Genomic DNA, 19,113 nt, shown 5'->3' with positions numbered 1-19,113 from the left:
GGCCGGCCCCGGTGACGGTGGTCTACGAGGTCACCGGATCGGGCGAGGCCGACATCGCGTACTTCGACGCCGAGAGCGACCTGATCCACGTCGACAGCGCGAAGCTCCCCTGGCGCACCACCATCCGGACAAACGGCGCGAGCCGGGTCAGGTTGGAGGCCGACTGGGTCGATATGGAATACGAGGGTCTCCTCGAATGCACCGTCACGATCAGCGGCACCGGCACGCCGGTGGTCCTCAAGGAGCGGAGCTACGGCAGCATCTGGTGCGCGCCCGAGTGAGGCTGGGGTTCGGCCCTGGTGTGGCCTTAGGCTGGCGCAGGTGACGAGCACCGATGTCGACCCGCTGGTGGCCCGGATGCGGCCGTTCGGCACGACGATCTTCGCCGAGATGTCCGCCCTCGCCGTGCGCACCGGCGCGGTCAACCTCGGGCAGGGCTTCCCGGACACCGACGGTCCGCCGGAGATGCTGGCCGCCGCCGCCGAGGCGCTGCGCGGCGGGCAGAACCAGTACCCGCCCGGCCCGGGGATTCCCGCCCTGCGCGCGGCGGTCGCGGCCCACCAGCAGCGGTTCCAGGACCTGTCGTACGACCCGGACGGCGAGATCGTCATCACCGCGGGTGCCACCGAGGCAGTCGCGGCCAGCATCCTCGCCCTCTGCGAACCGGGTGACGAAGTGGTGTGCTTCGAGCCGTACTACGACTCGTACGCTGCCTCGATCGCCTTGGCCGGCGCGGTCCGGCGACCGGTGACCCTGCGGCCCGCGGCCGACGGCCGGTACGCCTTCGACCCGGCGGCGCTGCGCGCGGCGTTCGGCCCGCGCACCCGACTGGTGCTGCTCAACTCACCGCACAACCCGACCGGCAAGGTCTTCACCCCGACCGAGTTGGCGCTGGTCGCCGAGCTGTGTCAGGAGTTCGGCGCGTACGCGGTCACCGACGAGGTGTACGAGCACCTGGTCTTCACCGACGCGTCGAGCCCGCACGTGTCGTTGGCCAGCCTGCCCGGGATGCGGGAGCGGACGCTGCGCATCTCCTCGGCCGGCAAGACGTTCTCCTGCACGGGTTGGAAGGTCGGCTGGGCGAGCGGCCCGGCGGCGCTGGTCTCGGCGGTGCTGCGGGTGAAGCAGTTCCTCACCTTCGTCAACGCGGCACCGCTGCAACCGGCGGTGGCAGTGGCGTTGGCGCTGCCGGACGACTACTACACCGGCTTCCGCGACGGGCTCCAGCAGCGCCGTGACCAGCTCGTCGGTGGTCTCACCGACGCCGGGTTCGAGGTGCTCGACTCGGAGGGGACATACTTCGTCACCGCCGACATCACCGCGCTCGGCGGCCGGGACGGGGTGGAGTTCTGCCGTTCGCTGCCGGAGCGCTGTGGTGTGGTGGCGGTGCCGACGCAGGTCTTCTACGACGATGTGGAGGCGGGCCGACGGCTGGTCCGGTTCGCGTTCTGCAAGCGCCCCGAGGTGCTGACCGAGGCGGTCAGCCGGCTGCGCGCTCTGAGCCCGAGCCACTGACCGGTCCGCCGAGGGCCGCTCCGGGGTCGCTCGACGACTGAGACGCCGGCGGTGTCGCGAGCCGGGTCAGCAGTTGGCCCCCGTCGCCGAGCAGCACCGACTCGGCGTCGTCCACGAACGACAGGTCGGCCGTCACGTGCCGGCTCGCCGCGGTGAGCAGCAACCCGACCACCGGGTCCTCGGCGGCACGCCGGAGGCCGTCCAGATTGCGCAACTCGCGCAGCAGGTGCCCGCGTTGGTTGCTGAGCACCGCGCGCACGGTGGCCGCGGAGCCGGACCGGGCGGCGGCGGTGACCTTGAGGAAGAAGTCGTCCCGGAATCCCCCGCTGCGCGGGCTCGGCTCGGCCAGCCACCGTGCCAGCTCGGCGCGGCCGACCTGGGTGATTTCGTAGACCACCCGGTCCGGCTTGATCGGCTGCGGCTGCCGTTCGGCGACGACCAGCTCGTCCCGGGAGAGCCGGTCGAGGATCTGGTAGAGGTGGCCGATGTTCAGCGGCCCCCACTGCGGGCCGACGGCGGCCTCGAACGATCCCTTGAGCTGGTAGCCGTGGCTGGGGCCACCAGCGAGCAGGGCGAGGACAGCGTGCTGGATCGCCATGTCACCTCCGGTACGGGCCTTGCATTGTCACAATGTATCGCGCAGAGTGGGAGACAGCACACGGGGAGGCGCGACATGCTCGGCTTCATCTGGAGACAGCTGCGCGGCCGTGCGGGGCGGTCGGTGGCGCTGGTGATCGGCGTGCTGGTGGCCACCACCGGCTTCGTGGTCCTGACGGGCGCCACCACCACCTCTCGCCTGGACGTCACCGGCACTGTCGAGCGCAACACCCGGGTCGCCTACGAGATCCTGGTCCGTCCGAAGGGGACCCGCACTCCGCTCGAAGCCGAGCGTGGGCTGGTCCGCCCCAACTATCTCTCCGGGCTCTTCGGCGGCATCACCACCCAGCAGTACGAGCAGGTGAGGGCAGTCCCCGGCATCGAGGTGGCGGCACCGATCGCGATGCTCGGCTATTCCACCACCCTGCTGCCGACGCCGATCGACCTCACCGAGGCCGTCGACCGCTCGCTGGATCGCCAGGTCATCCGGGTCGACCCGACCTTCCACGCCGAACGTGGTCTCTCCAGCGCACCGGGCAAACCCCGGTACGTGTACGTGACCACGAAGCCGTTGATCTACCCCCGGATCGACTGGGGAACCGACAGTGAAGCCGTCCCGTACTCCGACGGGCGGTCCTATTCCTGGTCGGACACCTGCGGACCGACCCCGCGCGAGGTGCAGCCGGACGGGCGCAGCCTTCCCATCTGCGACCCGGGATACGGGCTGCTGGGCAACCCGGGAACCTACTCCGAGCGCGAGGACTGGTCCCTGCACGCCGTCCAACTGCTGCCCGACGGCCGGTTCCAAGCCGACTCGTACATCCTCGCGACCGACCGGGACGGCTCCTCCACACCCTCCGACCGGCTGGTGATGGCGTACGACCTGACCGTGCCGTTCCTCCTGGCTGCGGTCGACCCGACGGCCGAGCAACAACTTGTCGGCCTCGACGAGGCCGTGGTCACCGGTCGGGCCGTGCGCACCGACGACACGGTCGCCGTCAACCGCCGGGGCACAGCGGACAACTACGAGGTCCCGGTCCTCGTCACCAACCGACCCTTCATCGACGAGTCGCTGGCAGCCAGGTTCACCCGACTCGCGATCAGCCCCGCCGGGGTGGAGGCGATCGACCTGGAGAAGACGTTGAGCCGCCCTGGCGGGACTCCGGCCGGGTCCGGTCGGTACGACCTCACCGCCGGGCACCAGGCGATGCTGACCGAGGAGCTGTCGCCGGGCGGGTGCTGCGTCGGTCAACTCCAGAGCGTCGTGCAGTCGAGCGACGTGCAGTACGACCGGCTGCCCGACGGCACCCTGCGGGCCCGTGCGCAGCCGCCCGGCAACCCGGAGGTGTACGGCCAGGAGAAGGCGTACAACCCACTGCCCCGGCCCTGGCTGGCCGACGACACCGGTTCCCGATCGATACGGGCGCTGCCGCTACCCACCGGCGGAAGCACGGCCAATCGTTTCTGGCGGGCCGTCGGTGTCTTCGACCCGGGCCGGCTGGCCGGTTTCAGTGACCTCGGCCAACTGCCGCTGGAGACCTACCAGGCGCCGACGGCACAGGGTGCTGACGACCGCAGCCGGGCAGCGCTTGGCGGTCAGCCGCTGGCACCCAGCGGCAACCCCGCTGGCTACCTGTCGGCGCCGCCGCTGCTCCTCACCAACCTCGGCAGCGTCCCGAAACTCCTGGAGGGCGGGGGCGGGGCACAGGCCAAGGCCCCGATCAGCGCGATCCGGGTACGGGTGGCCGACGTCGGCGGCTACAGCGAGCGCTCGGCCGAACGGGTCCGGCTGATCGCCGAGCAGATCGCGGCGCGCACCGGGCTGGACGTCGACATCACCCTCGGCTCGTCGCCCGCACCGCAGACCGTGGAGCTGCCCGCGGGCTCGTTCGGCCGGCCGATGCTGCGGCTGACCGAGAGCTGGTCGGCACTCGGCGTGGCCTCGATCATCACCCAGGCGGTGGACCGCAAGAGCCTGGTGCTCTTCGTGCTGGTGCTGGTGGTCTGCGTGCTGTTCCTCGCCAACGCGGTCAGCGCGGCCGTCCGGGACCGACGCTCCGAGCTGGCGGTGCTCTCCTGTCTCGGCTGGCCGGTCCGCCGCATCGCGGCGCTGATCCTGGGCGAGGTCGCTCTGCTCGGGCTCATCGCGGGTCTGCTCTCACTGGCCCTCGCGGTCCCGCTCGGGATCGCGCTCGGCATCGACGTCGACTGGCGGCGGTCGGCCCTGGCCGTACCCATTGCCCTGCTGCTCTCGCTGGCCGCCGGCCTGGTGCCGGCGCTGCGGGCCGCGCGCGCCCACCCGGCCGCCGCCCTCCGCCCGATCGTCGCTCCCGCCGGCTGGGTACGCCGGCCCCGCACCCTCTTCGGGTTGGCCCTGGTCAACCTGGCCCGCACCCCCGGACGCACGTTCCTCGGCGCCGGCGCGCTGGCGATCGGGGTGGCCGCGCTGACGCTGGTCAGTGCCGCCGCGTGGGCGTTCCGGGGTGCGATCGTCGGCAGTCTGCTCGGCGATGTGGTCTCGCTGAGCGTCCGCGGCGCGGACACCGTGGCCGCCGCGGCCACCGTGCTGCTCGGCGCCGCGGCGGTCGCGGACGTGCTCTACCTGAACATCCGTGACCGGGCCGCCGAGCTGGCGACCCTGCGGGCGATCGGCTGGACGGACGCCGAACTCGGCCGGCTGGTCGGCTACGAGGGTCTGGCGCTGGGGCTCGTGGGGTCGACGACCGGCGCGGCGGTCGGCCTGGCCAGCGCGGGTTGGCTGATCGGCACCATTCCGGGAGCGCTGCTCCTGGTGGCCGCGCTGGTCGCGCTGGCGGGCGCCCTGGTGAGCACTGTCGCCGCACTGGTGCCCGCCGCCCTGTTGCCGCGTCTGCGGCCCGCCCGACTACTGGCAGAGGAGTAGCAGACCATGAGCGAGCAGAGCGGCAGTGCGATCTCGGTCGACCACCTGGTACGAGGATTCGGCAGCGGTGCGGACCGGTTGACGGCGGTCGACGACGTGTCCCTGACCATCGCGGCCGGCTCGGTGGTGGCGCTGACCGGGCCGAGCGGGTCGGGAAAGTCGACGTTGCTGCACCTCATCGGTGCGATCGAGCAACCCGACGAGGGCTCCGTCGTCGTCGACGGCGTGGTGGTCAACAACCTGCGCCGAGCCGCGCTGGCCCATTACCGGCAGCGGGTGGGGTTCGTCTTCCAGCGCTACCACCTGCTGCCGGCGCTCACCGTGCTGGACAACGTGATCGCCCCGGTGCTGCCGCAGCGCGGCCGGGCCGACCACGCGGCACGGGCCCGGGAGCTGCTCGACGCGGTCGGTCTGACCGGGCGGGAGCGGGCCCTCCCGGCGCAGCTCTCCGGTGGCCAGCAGCAACGGGTGGCCATCGCCCGGGCACTGATGGGCGCACCGGGTCTGCTGCTGGCCGACGAGCCCACCGGCAACCTCGACTCCACCACCGGCGGGCAGATCCTCGACCTGCTGCTCGACCTTCGCGACCGGCACGGCATGACCATCCTGCTCGCCACCCACGAACAGGCCATCGCCGCCCGCTGCGACCGGTTGATCCGCCTGAACGACGGACGTGTCACCGAGGACCTCGACCTCACCGACGGCGAGGACGCGGCCGAGACGTACGAACGGGCGGCCCGGCTACGGCTGTGACGGCACAGCCGTAGCCGGGCCGGCGGTTTCAGCCGACAGGGCTGGCGGTGCGGACCAGCTCGGCGATCCGCTCGGCGACCTCACGGGCGGTCGCCTCGGTGGCCGCCTCGACCATCACCCGGACCAGCGGCTCGGTGCCCGACGGGCGCAGCAGCACCCGGCCGGTCTCACCCAGCTCCGCCTCGGCCCGCTCGACCTCGGCGCGCACGGCCGGCGCGGCGGCACCGACGGTCCGGTCGCCGACCGGCACGTTGATCAGCACCTGGGGCAGCTTGGTGACCACCGACGCCAGCTCGGCGAGGGACTTGCCGGTGGCCGCCATCCGGGCCATCAGGTGCAGGCCGGTGAGCACCCCGTCGCCGGTGGTGGCGTGGGCGGGCATCACGATGTGACCGCTCTGCTCACCGCCGAGCGCCAGCCCGGAGGCGCGCAGCTCCTCCAGCACGTACCGGTCACCGACCTTGGTCTCGATCAGCCGGATGCCCTGCGCGGACATCGCGAGCCGCAGCCCGAGGTTGCTCATCACGGTGGCCACCAGGGTGTCCTGGGTGAGCGTGCCGGCATCCCGCATGGCCAGCGCGAGGATCGCCATCACCTCGTCGCCGTCCACCTCGTCGCCGTCGGCGGTGACCGCCAGACAACGGTCGGCGTCGCCGTCGTGGGCGATGCCCAGGTGGGCGCCGTGCTCGACCACGGCCTCACGCAGCGCCTCGATGTGGTTGGAGCCGCACTCGTCGTTGATGTTCAGGCCGTTCGGCTCGGCATGGATCGCGATGACCTCCGCGCCGGCCTCCTGGTAGGCGACCGGGGCGACCTCGGCGGCGGCGCCGTTGGCGCAGTCGACCACGACCTTGATGCCTTCGAGCCGGTGCGGCACGGTGCTGACCAGGTGCTGGACGTAGTGGTCGGCGCCGTCGAGAAGGTCGTGCACGCGGCCGACGCCGGCACCCACCGGGCGGTCCCAGGCGGTGGTGGCGTTCGTCTCGACGGCCGCCTCGATCTGCATCTCGATCTCGTCGGGCAACTTGTGCCCGCCGGCGGCGAAGAGCTTGATGCCGTTGTCCGGCATCGGGTTGTGCGACGCGGAGAGCATCACCCCGAGGTCGGCCTTGGTCTCTGCCGTGAGGAACGCCACCGCGGGGGTCGGCAGCACGCCGACCCGCACCACGTCGGCGCCGGCGCTGGTCAGACCGGCGACCACGGCCGCCTCCAGCATCTCGCCGCTGGCCCGGGTGTCCCGACCGACGACGGCGAGCGGCGGGTGGCTGCGGTCCGTCTCGGCGAGCGTGTGCGCGGCGGCCACAGCGAGCGCCAACGCCAACTCCGGTGTGAGATCCGCGTTTGCCCGCCCGCGTACGCCGTCCGTGCCGAACAACCGACCCATACCCGCCAACCTCCGATGAGCACTGCCAATGAGGAGAAAGCGGAACGGCCGACCCACCTCCCCCTAGCGGGGAGGCGGACCGGCCGTCCGTCAGAAGTACAACGCGCTGTTGAAGATCAGCGCTTCGAGTACTGAGGAGCCTTACGGGCCTTCTTGAGGCCGTACTTCTTGCTCTCCTTGACCCGGGCGTCCCGGGTCAGGAAGCCGGCCTTCTTCAGGGCCGGGCGGTCGTCCGGGTCGTTGATGATCAGCGCGCGGGCGATGCCCAGCCGAAGCGCGCCGGCCTGCCCGGTGGTGCCGCCGCCGTGCAGGTTGGCGATGACGTCGAACTGCTCGGGCTTCTCGGCGGTGACCAGCGGGTCCTTGATGAGCTGCTGGTGCACCTTGCTCGGGAAGTACGCCTCGAGGTCCTGGCCGTTGCAGGTGATCTTGCCGGTGCCCGGGACGATACGGACCCGGACGATGGCCTGCTTGCGGCGGCCCACGGTCTGGATCGGCCGGTCACCGCGAGGCGCGCGGGCGACGGGCGCCGGCGCCTCGGTGGCCTCAGGGGCTTCCGGGGCGACCTCGGTCTCGGTGATGTCGGTCATGCTGCTTCCTTCGCCCGCGCTCACTGCGCGATCTGCTTGATCTCGAACGGCACCGGCTGCTGCGCGAGGTGCGGGTGCTCGGCACCGGCGTAGACCTTCAGCTTCTTGATCAGCTGACGGCCGAGCTTGTTGTGCGGGAGCATCCCCTTCACGGCCAGCTCGATGGCCCGCTCGGGGCGCTTGGTCAGCAGCTCCTCGTAGCCAATCTGCTTCAGACCACCCGGGTAACCGGAGTGGCGGTAAGCAACCTTGGTCTGGCGCTTGTTGCCGGTCAACGCAACCTTGCCCGCGTTCACGATGACGACAAAGTCGCCCGTGTCGACGTGCGGCGCGAAAGTCGGCTTGTGCTTACCACGCAGCAACGTGGCGGCGTGGGTGGCCAGGCGGCCCAGCACGACATCAGAGGCGTCGATGACGTGCCACTGACGCTCGATCTCACCCGGCTTCGGGCTGTACGTACGCACAGGTCTACCTTGTCTCGTCGTCGGTCTGGGGTCGCGCGCCGAGGTGACCAGATCTTGCAGGCCGGACCAGCGCGCACGAACGACCAAGCGTACCTGATGGGGCACGCCTCTGGATGTCGTACAACAGCAGGCAACGATACCCGGCGCCCCGTCCGCAGGTCAAAACGGGGGTGCGCTCGTGCGCGGCGACACGCCAGCCGTGGCCCAGCTCACACGTTGGCGAGCCGATCGGCCCTCGGCCGGAGGTAGACGACCCAGGTGACCACGAAACACAACGCGTACCAGCCGATGAAGGCCAGGTAGGCGGCGTCGGCGTTGCCGGAGCTCAGGAACGACTGTCGGAACGAGATGTTGACCAGCACCCCGCCGGACGCCCCGACGGCACCCGCGATGCCGATCAGCGCACCGGTCATCCGCCGCGCCCACCGCGCGGCGGCCTCCGGATCGCGGCGACCCGACGTCACGGCGTCCGCCGCCCGGGCCCGGAAGATCGCCGGGATCATCTTGTAGGTGGAGCCGTTGCCGATGCCGGAGAAGACGAACAGGGCGAGGAACCCGGCCAGGTAGAGCCCGAACGACCGTTCCCGGGCGGCGTACAGCACGGTGCCCGCGCCGGCCGCCATCGCCACGAAGTTCCAGAAGGTCACCCGGGCACCGCCCAACCGGTCGGCCAGGTGCCCGCCCAGCGGGCGGATCAGCGAACCGACCAGCGGGCCGAGGAAGGTCAGCCAGGCGGCGTCGACCGGGGTGGGGAACCGCTCGGCGAACTGGAGCTGGAGCACCTGACCGAAGGCGAAACCGAACCCGATGAACGAGCCGAAGGTGCCGACATAGAGCACCGACATGACCCAGGTGTGCGGGTCGCGGGCCGCCTCACGCAGCGCGCCCGGCTCGTTGCGCGCCCCGGGCACGGTGTCCAACCAGCGGGCCGCGGCCAGCGCGGCCAGCACGATCAGCGGCAGGTAGACCGCCGGCACCAGACGGGGGTACGCGGCACCGGCGGTGGCGAGGACCGCCAACCCGACCAGTTGCACCGCGGGTACGCCGAGGTTGCCGCCGCCGGCGTTGAGCCCGAGGGCCCGACCCTTGAGCCGCTGTGGGTAGAACAGGTTGATGTTCGCCATCGAGGAGGCGAAGTTGCCGCCACCGACGCCGGTCAGGCAGGCGAGCACCATCAGCGTGGAGTAGGACACCCCGGGTTCCAGCAGCACCGTCATCGGCACCGTGGGCACCAGCAGCAGGAGCGCGCTGATGATCGTCCAGCGCCGCCCGCCGAAGCGCGCCACCGCCAGCGTGTACGGCAGGCGCAGCACCGCGCCCAGTGCGGCCGGCACGGCGGTGAGCAGGAACTTCCCGGCCGGGTCGATGCCGTACGCGGGGCCGAGGAAGAGCACGGTGACCGACCAGAGGCTCCACACCGAGAAGCCGACGTGCTCGGCGAAGATCGAGACCCAGAGGTTGCGCCGGGCGATGGGCGCGCCCGTCACCCGCCAGAAGTCGGGGTCCTCGGGGCGCCAGTCGTCGAGCCGGCGCGCGCGCCCGGTGGCAGCCGGCGGCCGGGTGGTGACTGCGGTGCTGGTGAGCGTGCTCACGGCGGCTCCTCCTCGTCGATGTGACGAGGAGGAACGCTAGGAACGCCCGGTTACCTGGCAGTGCCCGTCGCGGGTCGGCCCGGAAACGGGGACCGCACCACGGGCCGGCGGCGGTGGTGAGGTCGGTGCTCAGAGCTGTTGCAGGATGCGCAGCGCACGGCCGACCCGGATCATGGTGTCGGTGTCGGCGACGTCCACGCAGTCGGTGAACCACTTCTTCATGGGCGAGGAGATGCGGTCGGGCATCACCACGTACCGGCCCATCGACACGGCGAGCGGCGAGTCGCGCAGCAGCGACTCCTCCACCACCTCGACCACGATCACGATGGGTACGTCGGTGGAGTTGTAGACGTCCGAGCTGACCACGAGGCCGAGGCGTTCCCGGGCGCCCTCGATGCGCCAGACCTCTCCCCTACGCAGCACGCGGTCGTCCGCCGGAGAGCAGATCGTTGACCATGCCCGCCTCGCGGGCGTCGGCGAGAGCGGCGGACTCCAGGTCCAGACCGGCGCGGCCCACGGCTGCGGCGTGCGCGGTGAACACCTCGCGCAGCGCCTTCTCGCGGGCGGCCTGGTCCATCCATGCGGAGAGCGACAGCCCTTCGCGCTTGGCGAACCGCCGGGCCTCCTCGATCGTCTCGTCGGTAAACGACAGAGTCACCTTGGCAGTCATGCCGCTGAGACTACCCACCGGTGTGACCGACAGTCATCCACGCGACCGCCGGCTCGCCCCCCGCCGCCGAAACGCACATACCGGCGATGTTCACCGGGCCCGGCCGCCGAACACCGCGAAGCGCCACTCCTTGAAGTAGCAGTCGACGTCGATCAGGCCCGCCTCGGCGAGCCACCGGCACTGGTCGCCGACCGTCGCCGGCCGGTCGTGCCGCATCCGCTCCCGGGATGCGGCGATCTCCTCACCGGACGCGCCCAGCTCGGTGATCCGCTGCATCCACACCTCGTCGTAGCGACGGTCCAACTCCGGAGTCGGGCCGGCGACCTGCTCCGCGTTGACGAACACCCCGCCGGGCGCGAGTGCGCCGGCAGCCCTCCGGTACAGCGTCCGCTTGCCCTCGTCGTCGAGGTGGTGGATCGCCAGCGCGCTGACCACCGCGTCGTACCGGCCAGCGGGCAGCGGGTCGGCCAGGTCGGCCCGGACCGTCCGGTGCGGCACCGACCGGGCGTCCAACTGCTCGGTGGCGCGGGCGAGCATCGCCGGCGCCCCGTCGACCAGGGTCAGCCGGACACCGGGCACCGCGGCGGCCAGCAGCAGCGAGAGCAGGCCGGTGCCGGCGCCCAGGTCCAACACCTCCGGCGTACGACCGGCGGCGAGCGCGGCCCGCAGCGGTGGCGCGGCCACCTCGACCGCCGTGCCGTAGAAGGCGTCGAAGCAGGGCACGAGCCGCCTGCGCGCCTCGTCGTAGGTGCCGGCCACCGCGTCGAAGACGTCCGTCACGCTCATCGCGCTCTCCCAATTAGTGAGACAACTTTCCCACATTATAAGCCAATGAACGACGCTGATGTCGTCAGCGATTCAGCTCCAAAGGCTCCGGCTCGCACCTCCCACCGCACGCGAAGTCACAGCGGATTCCGCCGCAACGGAGCCGGAACGGCGATGTCCGGGGTCGAGCCGCGCCGGGGCAGCGATCGCTGGCGACCATCCGTCCTCTGCCGTGCCCGCGTGCGGTGTGAGCCCCACTTGACAGGACCGAAACAGAAGAGACCCGGACCGGAAACCGCCCGGCGGCACGCTTTGCCGACATGACAGACGGTGCATGGTCGGCAACTCGACCGGGGTTGGCGCCCCGGGAGGTGGCGACGCACTGCCCGTACTGCGCGCTGCAGTGCGGCATGACGCTGCGCGAGGACGACACCGGGGTCTCGGTCCACCCCCGCCAGTTCCCCACCAACCGGGGCGGGCTCTGCCAGAAGGGTTGGACCGCCGCCGAGCTGCTCGACCACCCGGAGCGGCTGACCACTCCCCTGCTGCGCGACCCGGCCACCGGTGAGCTGCGCCCGGCGAGCTGGGACGCCGCGCTCGACCGGGTCGTCACCGGCATCCGCGCGGTCCAGCAGGACGCTGGCCGTGACGCGGTCGCCGTCTTCGGTGGCGGCGGCCTGACCAACGAGAAGGCGTACGCGCTGGGAAAGTTCGCCCGGATCGGGCTGCGCACCCGGCACATCGACTACAACGGACGGTTCTGCATGTCCTCGGCGGCGGCGGCCGGGATGCGCGCCTTCGGCATCGACCGTGGGCTGCCGTTCCCGCTGGCCGACCTGGGCCGGGCCGACACTCTGCTGCTGGTCGGCGCGAACCCGGCGGAGACCATGCCACCGCTGGTGCGCTGGCTCACCGAACAGCGCCGGGGCGGCGGCCGGCTGATCGTCGTCGACCCCCGGGTCACCGCCACGGCCCGCCAGGCCGACCTGCACCTGCAACCGCTGCCCGGCACCGATCTCGCGGTGGCCAACGCGTTGCTGCACATCGCCCTCACCGAGGGGTGGGTCGACCGGTCCTACGTGGCCGAACGCACCACCGGCTTCGAGGCGGTCCGCCGCAGCGTCGCCGCCTGGTGGCCGGCCCGCGCAGAGCAGCTCTCCGGTGTGCCGGTGGCCGACCTGGAAGAGACCGCCCGCGCGTTGGGCACCGGCGGTCGCGTGATCATCCTGACCGCGCGCGGCGCCGAGCAGCACGCCAAGGGCGTCGACACGGTCACCGCGTACGTCAATCTCGCCCTCGCCCTCGGCCTGCCCGGCCGCGACGGTTCGGGGTACGGCTGCCTCACCGGCCAGGGCAACGGCCAGGGCGGGCGGGAGCACGGGCAGAAGGCCGACCAGCTCCCCGGCTACCGGCGGATCGACGACCCGGCGGCCCGGGAGCACGTGGCCGGTGTCTGGGGGGTGCCGGCCGACGAGCTGCCCGGCCCGGGTGTGCCGGCCTACCAACTGCTCGACTCGCTCGGCACACCGGACGGCCCCCGCGCGTTGCTGGTGTTCGGCTCCAACCCGGTGGTCTCCGCGCCTCGGGCGTCCCGGATCGAGGGCCGGTTGCGCGATCTCGACCTGCTGGTCGTCGCCGACCTGCTGCTCTCCGAGACGGCCGCGCTGGCCGACGTGGTGCTGCCCACCGCGCAGTGGGCGGAGGAGGACGGCACCATGACCAACCTGGAGGGTCGGGTGCTGCGTCGCCGGGCGCTGCGCCCACCCCCACCGGACGTCCGGACCGACCTGGACATCATCTCCGCCCTCGCGGCGAGACTGGCCCCCGACGAGGCCGCGGCCACCGAGGCGGCAGCCCGGTTCCCGGCCGACCCGGCCGCCGTCTTCGCCGAGCTGCGCCGCGCCTCCGCCGGCGGGATCGCCGACTACGCCGGCATCAGCTGGGCCCGGATCGACGGCGACGACGGCGTCTGGTGGCCCTGCCCGACCGAGGACGGGCCGGACACACCACGGCTGTTCGCCGAGCGGTTCGCGACCCCGGACGGCCGGGCCCGGTTCCACCCCGTCGACCACCGGCCGGCCGCCGAGGAGGTCTGCTCCGCGTACCCGTTGCACTTCACCACCGGCCGGGTGCTGGCCCAGTACCAGTCCGGCACCCAGACCCGCCGGGTGCCCGCGCTGCGGCGCGCCGCCCCGGAGGCGTTCGTCGAGCTGCACCCCGACCTGGCCGCCCGGCTGGGCATCGGCGACGGCGACCCGGTGCGGGTGACCTCACGCCGGGGTGAGCTGTGCGCCCCGGCGCGCCTCACCGCCGGGATCCGACCGGACACCGTGTTCGCGCCGTTCCACTACCCGGGTGCGGGACGGGCCAACTCGGTCACCAACGACGCGGTGGACCCGATCTCCGGGATGCCCGAGTTCAAGATCTGCGCGGTACGGGTGGAGAAGGCATGACGGCCCGGGTGGTGATCGTCGGCAACGGAATGGCAGGTGCCCGCCTCGCAGGCGAGCTGCACGCCCGCGAAGGGGACCGGAAGGTCACAGTGCTCGGGGCGGAGCCGCACTGCGCGTACAACCGGATCCTGCTCTCCACCCTGCTGGCCGGCCGGATCGACGAGCCGGACGTGGAGCTGACCGAGGCCGCCGGGCACGGCATCGACCTGCGCAGCGGCGTACCGGTGACCGCCGTCGACCGGTACGCCCGGGAGGTCCGTACCGACGACGGCGAACGGATCGGATACGACCACCTGGTGCTGGCCACGGGCGCACGCGCGGTGGTGCCGCCACTGCCCGGCCTCGACCCGGCGGACCTGCCGGAGCGGGTCGTCCCGTTCCGAACCCTGGACGACTGCCGGCGGATCCTCGCCGCGGCTGACGGCGCGCGCACCGCGCTGGTGCTCGGCGGCGGGCTGCTCGGCCTGGAGGCCGCACGAGGGCTGGCCAGCCGAGGGCTCGCCACCACAGTGGTGCACCCGAGGGAACACCTGATGGAACGGCAGCTCGACCCGACGGCCGGTGCGGTGCTCGCCGGCACCCTCGCCGGATTCGGCGTCACCGTGCAGCTCGCGGTGCCGGCGACCGGTGTGGCCGCCGACGCCACCGGCGTACGCCTCGACCTGGCCGACGGCCGGACGTTGCGCGCCGACCTGCTGGTGCTCTCCTGCGGCGTACGCCCGGACACCGCCCTCGCGCGGGCCGCCGGGCTGAACGTCCGGCGCGGCGTGGTGGTGGACGACCGGCTCCGCACCGACGACCGGTCCATTTCGGCGATCGGCGACTGCGCCGAGCACGACGGTGTGCTCACCGGGCTGGTCGCACCCGCCTGGGCGCAGGCCCGGGTGCTTGCCGACGTGCTGGCCGGGACGGACCCGCTCGCGCGGTACCGGCCCCAGCCGGTGGTGACCCGGCTCAAGGCCGCCGGGATCGACCTGGCCTCGATGGGTGACGCGGTCAGTGGCGGGCCGGGTGAGGAACTGACCTTCACCGACCCGGCCCGGGGCACATACGCCCGGCTGCGGATCCGCGACGAGCGGCTGATCGGCGCGATCCTGCTCGGCGACAACCCGGCCGTCGGCACGGTGATCCAGCTCTTCGACCGTGGTCACCCCGTGCCGGCCGACCGGCGGGCGCTCCTGCTGGGCCGGGCACTCGGCACGGTCGGCGCGACTCCGGCCGCGTCACCGGCGCTGATGCCGGACGCGGCCACTGTCTGTCAGTGCAACACGGTGAGCAAGGGCGCACTCGTACGGAGCTGGCGCTCCGGGGACCGGACTGTCGACGCAGTGGTGGCGACGACCCGCGCCGGCACCGGATGCGGCGGGTGCCGGGACGCGGTGGGCGGCATCGTCGACTGGCTGAGCCAGGCGGAATCGGTGGAGGTGACGCGATGAGCGGCGGCGATCTGGTCGTCATCGGCAACGGCATGGTCGGGCAGCGCTTCGTCGACGCGCTGCGCGCCCGTGACCCGGAGGGTCGCTGGCGGGTGACAGTGCTGGCCGAGGAGCGGCGCCCGGCGTACGACCGGGTGCGGCTCTCGGCGTACTTCGACGGGGTGGGTGAGAGCGAGCTCAACCTGTACACACCGCACGACGGGGTGCGGCTGCGTCTGAGCGAGCCGGCCACGTCCATCGACCGGGTCCGGCAGGTGGTGACCACCGGCGTCGGCGAGTACCACTACGACGCGCTGGTGCTGGCCACCGGCTCGTACGCGTTCGTGCCACCGGTGCCCGGCGCGGAGCTGCCCGGGGTCTTCGTCTACCGGACCCTGGACGACCTGGCGGCGATCCGGGCATACGCCTCCGGCCGGCGGGTCGGCGCGGTGATCGGTGGCGGGCTGCTCGGGTTGGAGGCGGCGAACGCGCTGCGGCTGCTCGGCCTGAGCACCGACGTGGTCGAGTTCGCGCCCCGGCTGATGCCGGTTCAGGTGGACCAGGCCGGTGGCGCGATGCTGCGGCGCTACGTCGACGAGTTGGGCGTACGGACCCACCTCGGGGTGGCGACCAGCGCGATCCGACCCGGCCCGGACGGGGCGGTCGCCGCACTGGAGCTGTCCGACGGTGGCGTGCTCGACGCGGAGCTGGTGGTGGTGGCCGCCGGTATCCGGCCCCGGGACCAGCTCGCCCGGGACGCCGAGCTGCCGCTGGGCCCGCGCGGCGGGGTGCTGGTCGACGCGACCTGCCGCAGCACCGACGAGCGGATCTGGGCGATCGGCGAGTGCGCGGCGGTCGACGGCACCTGCCACGGCCTGGTCGCACCCGGGTACGCGACGGCCGAGGTGGTGGCCGACCGGCTGGTCGGTGGCGCGGCCACCTTCCCCGGCGCGGACACCGCCACCAAGCTCAAGCTGCTCGGCGTCGACGTGGCCTCGTTCGGCGACGCCCACGGCACCACCCCAGGCTGTCTGGACGTCACGTTCACCGACCCGGCCACCCGGGTCTACGCGAAGCTGGTGCTCTCCGACGACGCGCACACGCTGCTCGGCGGGGTGCTGGTCGGTGATGCCAGCGCGTACCCGACGTTGCGGGCCAGCGTGGGCGGCCCGCTGCCGGCCGCGCCGCTGGCGTTGCTCGCCCCGGACGGCGGTGGGGCGGACGCGGGTGCGCTGCCCGCCGCCGCCCAGGTCTGCTCCTGCAACGCGGTGACCCGGGGCGACGTGGACGCCGCCATCGCCGACGGCTGCGCGGACGTGCCGGCGTTGAAGGCGTGCACCAGGGCCGGCACCAGCTGCGGTTCCTGCGTGCCGATGCTGAAGCAGCTCCTGGACGCGGCCGGTGTGGCGCAGTCCAGCGCCCTCTGCGAGCACTTCGACGTCAGCCGACGGGAGCTGTTCGAGATCGTCCGCGTACGCGGGATCCGCACCTTCTCCCGGCTGGTCTCCGAGCACGGCCGGGGGCGCGGCTGCGACATCTGCAAGCCGGTGGTGGCGTCGATCCTCGCCTCGCTGGGCAGCGGCCACGTGCTCGACGGTGAGCAGGCGTCGTTGCAGGACACCAACGACCACTTCCTGGCCAATCTGCAACGCGACGGCAGCTACTCGGTGGTGCCCCGGATCCCGGGCGGTGAGATCACCCCGGAGAAGCTGATCGTGATCGGTGAGGTGGCCCGGGACTTCCAGCTCTACACGAAGATCACCGGTGGGCAGCGCATCGACCTGTTCGGGGCGCGGGTGGAGCAGTTGCCGCAGATCTGGCGGCGGCTGGTGGACGCCGGCTTCGAGTCCGGTCACGCGTACGGCAAGGCGCTGCGGACGGTGAAGTCCTGCGTGGGCGAGACCTGGTGCCGGTACGGCGTGCAGGACTCGGTTGGGCTGGCCGTCGCGTTGGAGCTGCGCTACCGAGGGCTACGGGCTCCACACAAGATCAAGTCAGCGGTGTCCGGCTGCGCCCGCGAATGCGCCGAGGCGCGCAGCAAGGACTTCGGCATCATCGCCACCGAGACCGGCTGGAACCTCTACGTCGGCGGCAACGGCGGCTTCCGCCCCCGGCACGCCGACCTGTTCGCCACCGACCTGTCCACGGACACGCTGATCTCGCTGATCGACAGGTTCCTCATCTACTACATCCGCACGGCCGACCGGTTGCAACGCACGGCCGGCTGGATCGAGGCGATGGACGGCGGCCTCGACCACCTGCGCGCGGTGATCGTGGACGACTCGCTCGGGCTCTGCGCCGAACTGGACGCGGCGATGGCCCAGCACGTGTCGTCGTACTCCGACGAGTGGCGCGACGTGCTCGACGACCCGGACCGGCTCCGCCGCTACACCTCCTTCGTCAACGCGCCCGACGTGCCCGACCCGTCCATCACCTTCGCCCGGGAACGCGGCCAACCGGTGCCGGTGCGCGAGCACCCCCCGGGCGGATTCGAGCACCGTCGGCAACCGGTCACCCTGGGCCTACCGGAGGTACGGCGATGAACCTGACCACCACGCTGAGCTGGACCGCTGTCTGCCCCCTCGACCGCCTGGAACCGGACCGAGGGGTCGCCGCCCTGGTCGACGGGGCACAGATCGCCCTCTTCCGCACCGCGGACGGGTTGTTCGCGATCGACAACCGCGATCCGGTCTCCGGGGCGTACGTGCTGTCCCGGGGCATCGTCGGCAGCCGCGGCGGAGTGCCGACGGTCGCCTCGCCGCTGCACAAGCAGGTGTACGACCTGCGCAGCGGGCACTGCCTCGACCTGCCCGGGGTGGCCGTGGCACGGCACGACGCGCGTTGCCGCGACGGGCTGGTCGAGGTGCGGCTGCGACAGGAGGCTTGATGCGGGAAGAACTGGCGGGCTTCACCATCGGGGTGACCGCCGACCGGCGGCGCGACGAGTTGGCCGCGCTGCTCGAACGCCGGGGCGCCCGGGTGGTGCTCGCCCCGGCGTTGCGGATCGTGCCGCTGTCCGACGACACCGAGCTGCGCGAGGCGACCCGCGCGTGCCTCGACCAGCCGCCGGACATCCTGATGGCCAACACCGGCATCGGCATGCGCGGGTGGCTGGAGGCGGCCGAGGGTTGGGGGCTGGCCGAGCCGCTGCGTTCGGTGCTGGCCAGCTCGTACGTGGTTGCCCGTGGCCCGAAGGCACGCGGCGCGATCCGTGCGGCCGGGCTGCACGACCAGTGGTCACCGGCCTCGGAGAGCTGCGACGAGGTGGTCGACCACCTGCGCCGGCGAGGTGTGGCCGGGCAGGTGATCGCCATGCAGCTGCACGGTGAGCGACAGCCCGAGTGCACCCTCGCGCTGGAGGCGGCCGGTGCCACAGTGATCGAGGTGCCCGTCTATCGCTGGGCCCCACCGAGCGATCCGGCGCCACTGCACCGGCTGATCGACCTGATCGCCGGCCGACTGGTGGACGCGGTGACCTTCACCTCGGCACCGGCGGCCGAGGCGCTGCTGCGGGCAGCCGGCGACCGCACCGACGCGCTGCTCACCGCGTTCCGCGGCGACGTGCTCGCCAGCTGCGTCGGCGCGGTGACCGCCGAGCCGCTGCTCCGGCGCGGGGTGCCGGTGAGCGCGCCGGGCCGGGCCCGGCTGGGGGCGCTGGTGCGGACGATCGTCGACGAGTTGCCCCGCCGGACCGTGACGTTCAAGGCCGGCGGGCACCTTCTCACGCTGCGCGGGCACGCTGCGGTGATCGACGGCGAGTTGCGACCACTCGCGCCCGCCCCGATGGCCGTGTTGCGCGCCCTGGCCCAGTCGCCCGGCCGGGTGCTGTCCCGCACGGCGCTGCTGCGGACGCTGCCCCGGGGCGCGGACGAGCACGCGGTGGAGATGGCGGTGGCCCGTCTACGGGCCGGTCTGCGCGCACCCCGCGTGGTGCAGACCGTGGTGAAGCGCGGCTACCGACTCCGGGTGGACTGACGCGTCATGGCCGACCGGCGTGCGCCGGCCGGCCATGA

Annotated in this window: 17 protein-coding genes; 9 read left to right on the top strand and 8 right to left on the bottom strand. The window is 72.5% G+C overall.

Annotated features, from left to right (window positions below; all coding sequences use genetic code 11):
- The first annotated feature begins 11 nt into the window (after window positions 1-11).
- Window positions 12-281: an MmpS family transport accessory protein gene (locus KBX34_RS34315; RefSeq protein ID WP_210927567.1), complete on the top strand. Its 270-nt coding sequence runs from the start codon at window positions 12-14 to the stop codon at window positions 279-281.
- A gap of 40 nt (window positions 282-321) precedes the next feature.
- Entirely contained in the window at window positions 322-1,515 is a 1,194-nt protein-coding gene (locus tag KBX34_RS26315) for a pyridoxal phosphate-dependent aminotransferase (protein WP_210927566.1), read from the top strand.
- On the opposite strand, the gene KBX34_RS26310 is transcribed toward KBX34_RS26315, so the two are convergent.
- Window positions 1,481-2,113, bottom strand: coding sequence for a PadR family transcriptional regulator (locus tag KBX34_RS26310; RefSeq protein WP_210927564.1), 633 nt, complete (start codon window positions 2,111-2,113; stop codon window positions 1,481-1,483). The two genes, KBX34_RS26315 and KBX34_RS26310, sit on opposite strands and share 35 nt — an antisense overlap.
- A gap of 75 nt (window positions 2,114-2,188) precedes the next feature.
- On the opposite strand from KBX34_RS26310, the gene KBX34_RS26305 reads away from it, so the two are divergent.
- Entirely contained in the window at window positions 2,189-5,014 is a 2,826-nt protein-coding gene (locus KBX34_RS26305; RefSeq protein WP_210927562.1) for an ABC transporter permease, read from the top strand.
- A gap of 6 nt (window positions 5,015-5,020) precedes the next feature.
- A complete protein-coding gene (locus tag KBX34_RS26300) occupies window positions 5,021-5,767 on the top strand; it encodes an ABC transporter ATP-binding protein (protein ID WP_210927560.1) in 747 nt (248 codons plus the stop codon).
- Window positions 5,768-5,795: 28 nt separating this feature from the next.
- Here the strand turns inward: KBX34_RS26300 and glmM are convergent, their stop codons facing one another.
- The 7 genes from glmM to KBX34_RS26265 all read right to left on the bottom strand — a co-directional run bounded on the left by glmM (window position 5,796) and on the right by KBX34_RS26265 (window position 11,253).
- On the bottom strand, window positions 5,796-7,151 hold the full coding sequence (gene glmM, locus KBX34_RS26295; protein ID WP_210927558.1) for a phosphoglucosamine mutase: 1,356 nt from the start codon (window positions 7,149-7,151) through the stop codon (window positions 5,796-5,798).
- Between the two features lie 116 nt (window positions 7,152-7,267).
- Window positions 7,268-7,741: a 30S ribosomal protein S9 gene (gene rpsI, locus KBX34_RS26290; RefSeq protein WP_088950196.1), complete on the bottom strand. Its 474-nt coding sequence runs from the start codon at window positions 7,739-7,741 to the stop codon at window positions 7,268-7,270.
- Between the two features lie 20 nt (window positions 7,742-7,761).
- Entirely contained in the window at window positions 7,762-8,205 is a 444-nt protein-coding gene (gene rplM, locus KBX34_RS26285) for a 50S ribosomal protein L13 (protein WP_030489638.1), read from the bottom strand.
- A 209-nt stretch (window positions 8,206-8,414) separates the two neighbouring features.
- Window positions 8,415-9,797: a nitrate/nitrite transporter gene (locus tag KBX34_RS26280; RefSeq protein ID WP_210927556.1), complete on the bottom strand. Its 1,383-nt coding sequence runs from the start codon at window positions 9,795-9,797 to the stop codon at window positions 8,415-8,417.
- Between the two features lie 129 nt (window positions 9,798-9,926).
- Window positions 9,927-10,220 (bottom strand): hypothetical protein, encoded by a 294-nt coding sequence (locus KBX34_RS26275; RefSeq protein ID WP_088950198.1) that lies wholly within the window; start codon window positions 10,218-10,220, stop codon window positions 9,927-9,929.
- Entirely contained in the window at window positions 10,210-10,467 is a 258-nt protein-coding gene (locus KBX34_RS26270) for a DUF6364 family protein (RefSeq protein ID WP_141911149.1), read from the bottom strand. Before KBX34_RS26270 ends, KBX34_RS26275 begins: the two co-directional genes overlap by 11 nt.
- A gap of 90 nt (window positions 10,468-10,557) precedes the next feature.
- Window positions 10,558-11,253 carry a class I SAM-dependent methyltransferase gene (locus tag KBX34_RS26265; protein WP_210927554.1) on the bottom strand — a complete coding sequence of 232 codons (696 nt, stop codon included), beginning with the start codon at window positions 11,251-11,253 and terminating at the stop codon, window positions 10,558-10,560.
- Between the two features lie 299 nt (window positions 11,254-11,552).
- Here KBX34_RS26265 and KBX34_RS26260 point away from each other — a divergent pair, with 299 nt between their 5' ends.
- Genes KBX34_RS26260 through KBX34_RS26240 form a run of 5 tightly spaced genes read left to right on the top strand, consistent with a single transcriptional unit; the run spans window position 11,553 to window position 19,075 of the window.
- The gene (locus tag KBX34_RS26260) at window positions 11,553-13,685 is read left to right on the top strand and encodes a molybdopterin oxidoreductase family protein (RefSeq protein ID WP_210927552.1); all 2,133 of its coding nucleotides are present in this window, start codon (window positions 11,553-11,555) and stop codon (window positions 13,683-13,685) included.
- Window positions 13,682-15,121, top strand: a complete 1,440-nt coding sequence (locus tag KBX34_RS26255; RefSeq protein ID WP_210927550.1) for an FAD-dependent oxidoreductase — start codon at window positions 13,682-13,684, stop codon at window positions 15,119-15,121. The genes KBX34_RS26260 and KBX34_RS26255 overlap by 4 nt, the downstream gene beginning before the upstream one ends.
- Window positions 15,118-17,643, top strand: coding sequence for a nitrite reductase large subunit NirB (nirB, locus tag KBX34_RS26250; RefSeq protein ID WP_210927548.1), 2,526 nt, complete (start codon window positions 15,118-15,120; stop codon window positions 17,641-17,643). The genes KBX34_RS26255 and nirB overlap by 4 nt, the downstream gene beginning before the upstream one ends.
- A complete protein-coding gene (gene nirD / locus KBX34_RS26245; protein ID WP_210927546.1) occupies window positions 17,640-17,987 on the top strand; it encodes a nitrite reductase small subunit NirD in 348 nt (115 codons plus the stop codon). Before nirB ends, nirD begins: the two co-directional genes overlap by 4 nt.
- On the top strand, window positions 17,987-19,075 hold the full coding sequence (locus KBX34_RS26240) for a uroporphyrinogen-III synthase (RefSeq protein WP_088950205.1): 1,089 nt from the start codon (window positions 17,987-17,989) through the stop codon (window positions 19,073-19,075). The genes nirD and KBX34_RS26240 overlap by 1 nt, the downstream gene beginning before the upstream one ends.
- Window positions 19,076-19,113: the final 38 nt, after the last annotated feature.

This window comes from Micromonospora sp. M61 (assembly GCF_018070245.1).
GTDB lineage: Bacteria > Actinomycetota > Actinomycetes > Mycobacteriales > Micromonosporaceae > Micromonospora > Micromonospora zamorensis.
This window is presented reverse-complemented; position numbering and strand designations above follow the sequence as displayed.

Bases quoted from the DNA above. Each gene is read 5' to 3' on its own strand.
- rpsI (WP_088950196.1), bottom strand. From the start codon at position 7,741: ATGACCGACATCACCGAGACCGAGGTCGCCCCGGAAGCCCCTGAGGCC.
- KBX34_RS26240 (WP_088950205.1), top strand. From the start codon at position 17,987: ATGCGGGAAGAACTGGCGGGCTTCACCATCGGGGTGACCGCCGACCGG.
- glmM (WP_210927558.1), bottom strand. From the start codon at position 7,151: ATGGGTCGGTTGTTCGGCACGGACGGCGTACGCGGGCGGGCAAACGCG.
- KBX34_RS26265 (WP_210927554.1), bottom strand. From the start codon at position 11,253: ATGAGCGTGACGGACGTCTTCGACGCGGTGGCCGGCACCTACGACGAG.
- KBX34_RS26300 (WP_210927560.1), top strand. From the start codon at position 5,021: ATGAGCGAGCAGAGCGGCAGTGCGATCTCGGTCGACCACCTGGTACGA.
- KBX34_RS26255 (WP_210927550.1), top strand. From the start codon at position 13,682: ATGACGGCCCGGGTGGTGATCGTCGGCAACGGAATGGCAGGTGCCCGC.
- nirD (WP_210927546.1), top strand. From the start codon at position 17,640: ATGAACCTGACCACCACGCTGAGCTGGACCGCTGTCTGCCCCCTCGAC.
- KBX34_RS26260 (WP_210927552.1), top strand. From the start codon at position 11,553: ATGACAGACGGTGCATGGTCGGCAACTCGACCGGGGTTGGCGCCCCGG.
- KBX34_RS26270 (WP_141911149.1), bottom strand. From the start codon at position 10,467: ATGACTGCCAAGGTGACTCTGTCGTTTACCGACGAGACGATCGAGGAG.
- KBX34_RS26310 (WP_210927564.1), bottom strand. From the start codon at position 2,113: ATGGCGATCCAGCACGCTGTCCTCGCCCTGCTCGCTGGTGGCCCCAGC.
- nirB (WP_210927548.1), top strand. From the start codon at position 15,118: ATGAGCGGCGGCGATCTGGTCGTCATCGGCAACGGCATGGTCGGGCAG.
- KBX34_RS26305 (WP_210927562.1), top strand. From the start codon at position 2,189: ATGCTCGGCTTCATCTGGAGACAGCTGCGCGGCCGTGCGGGGCGGTCG.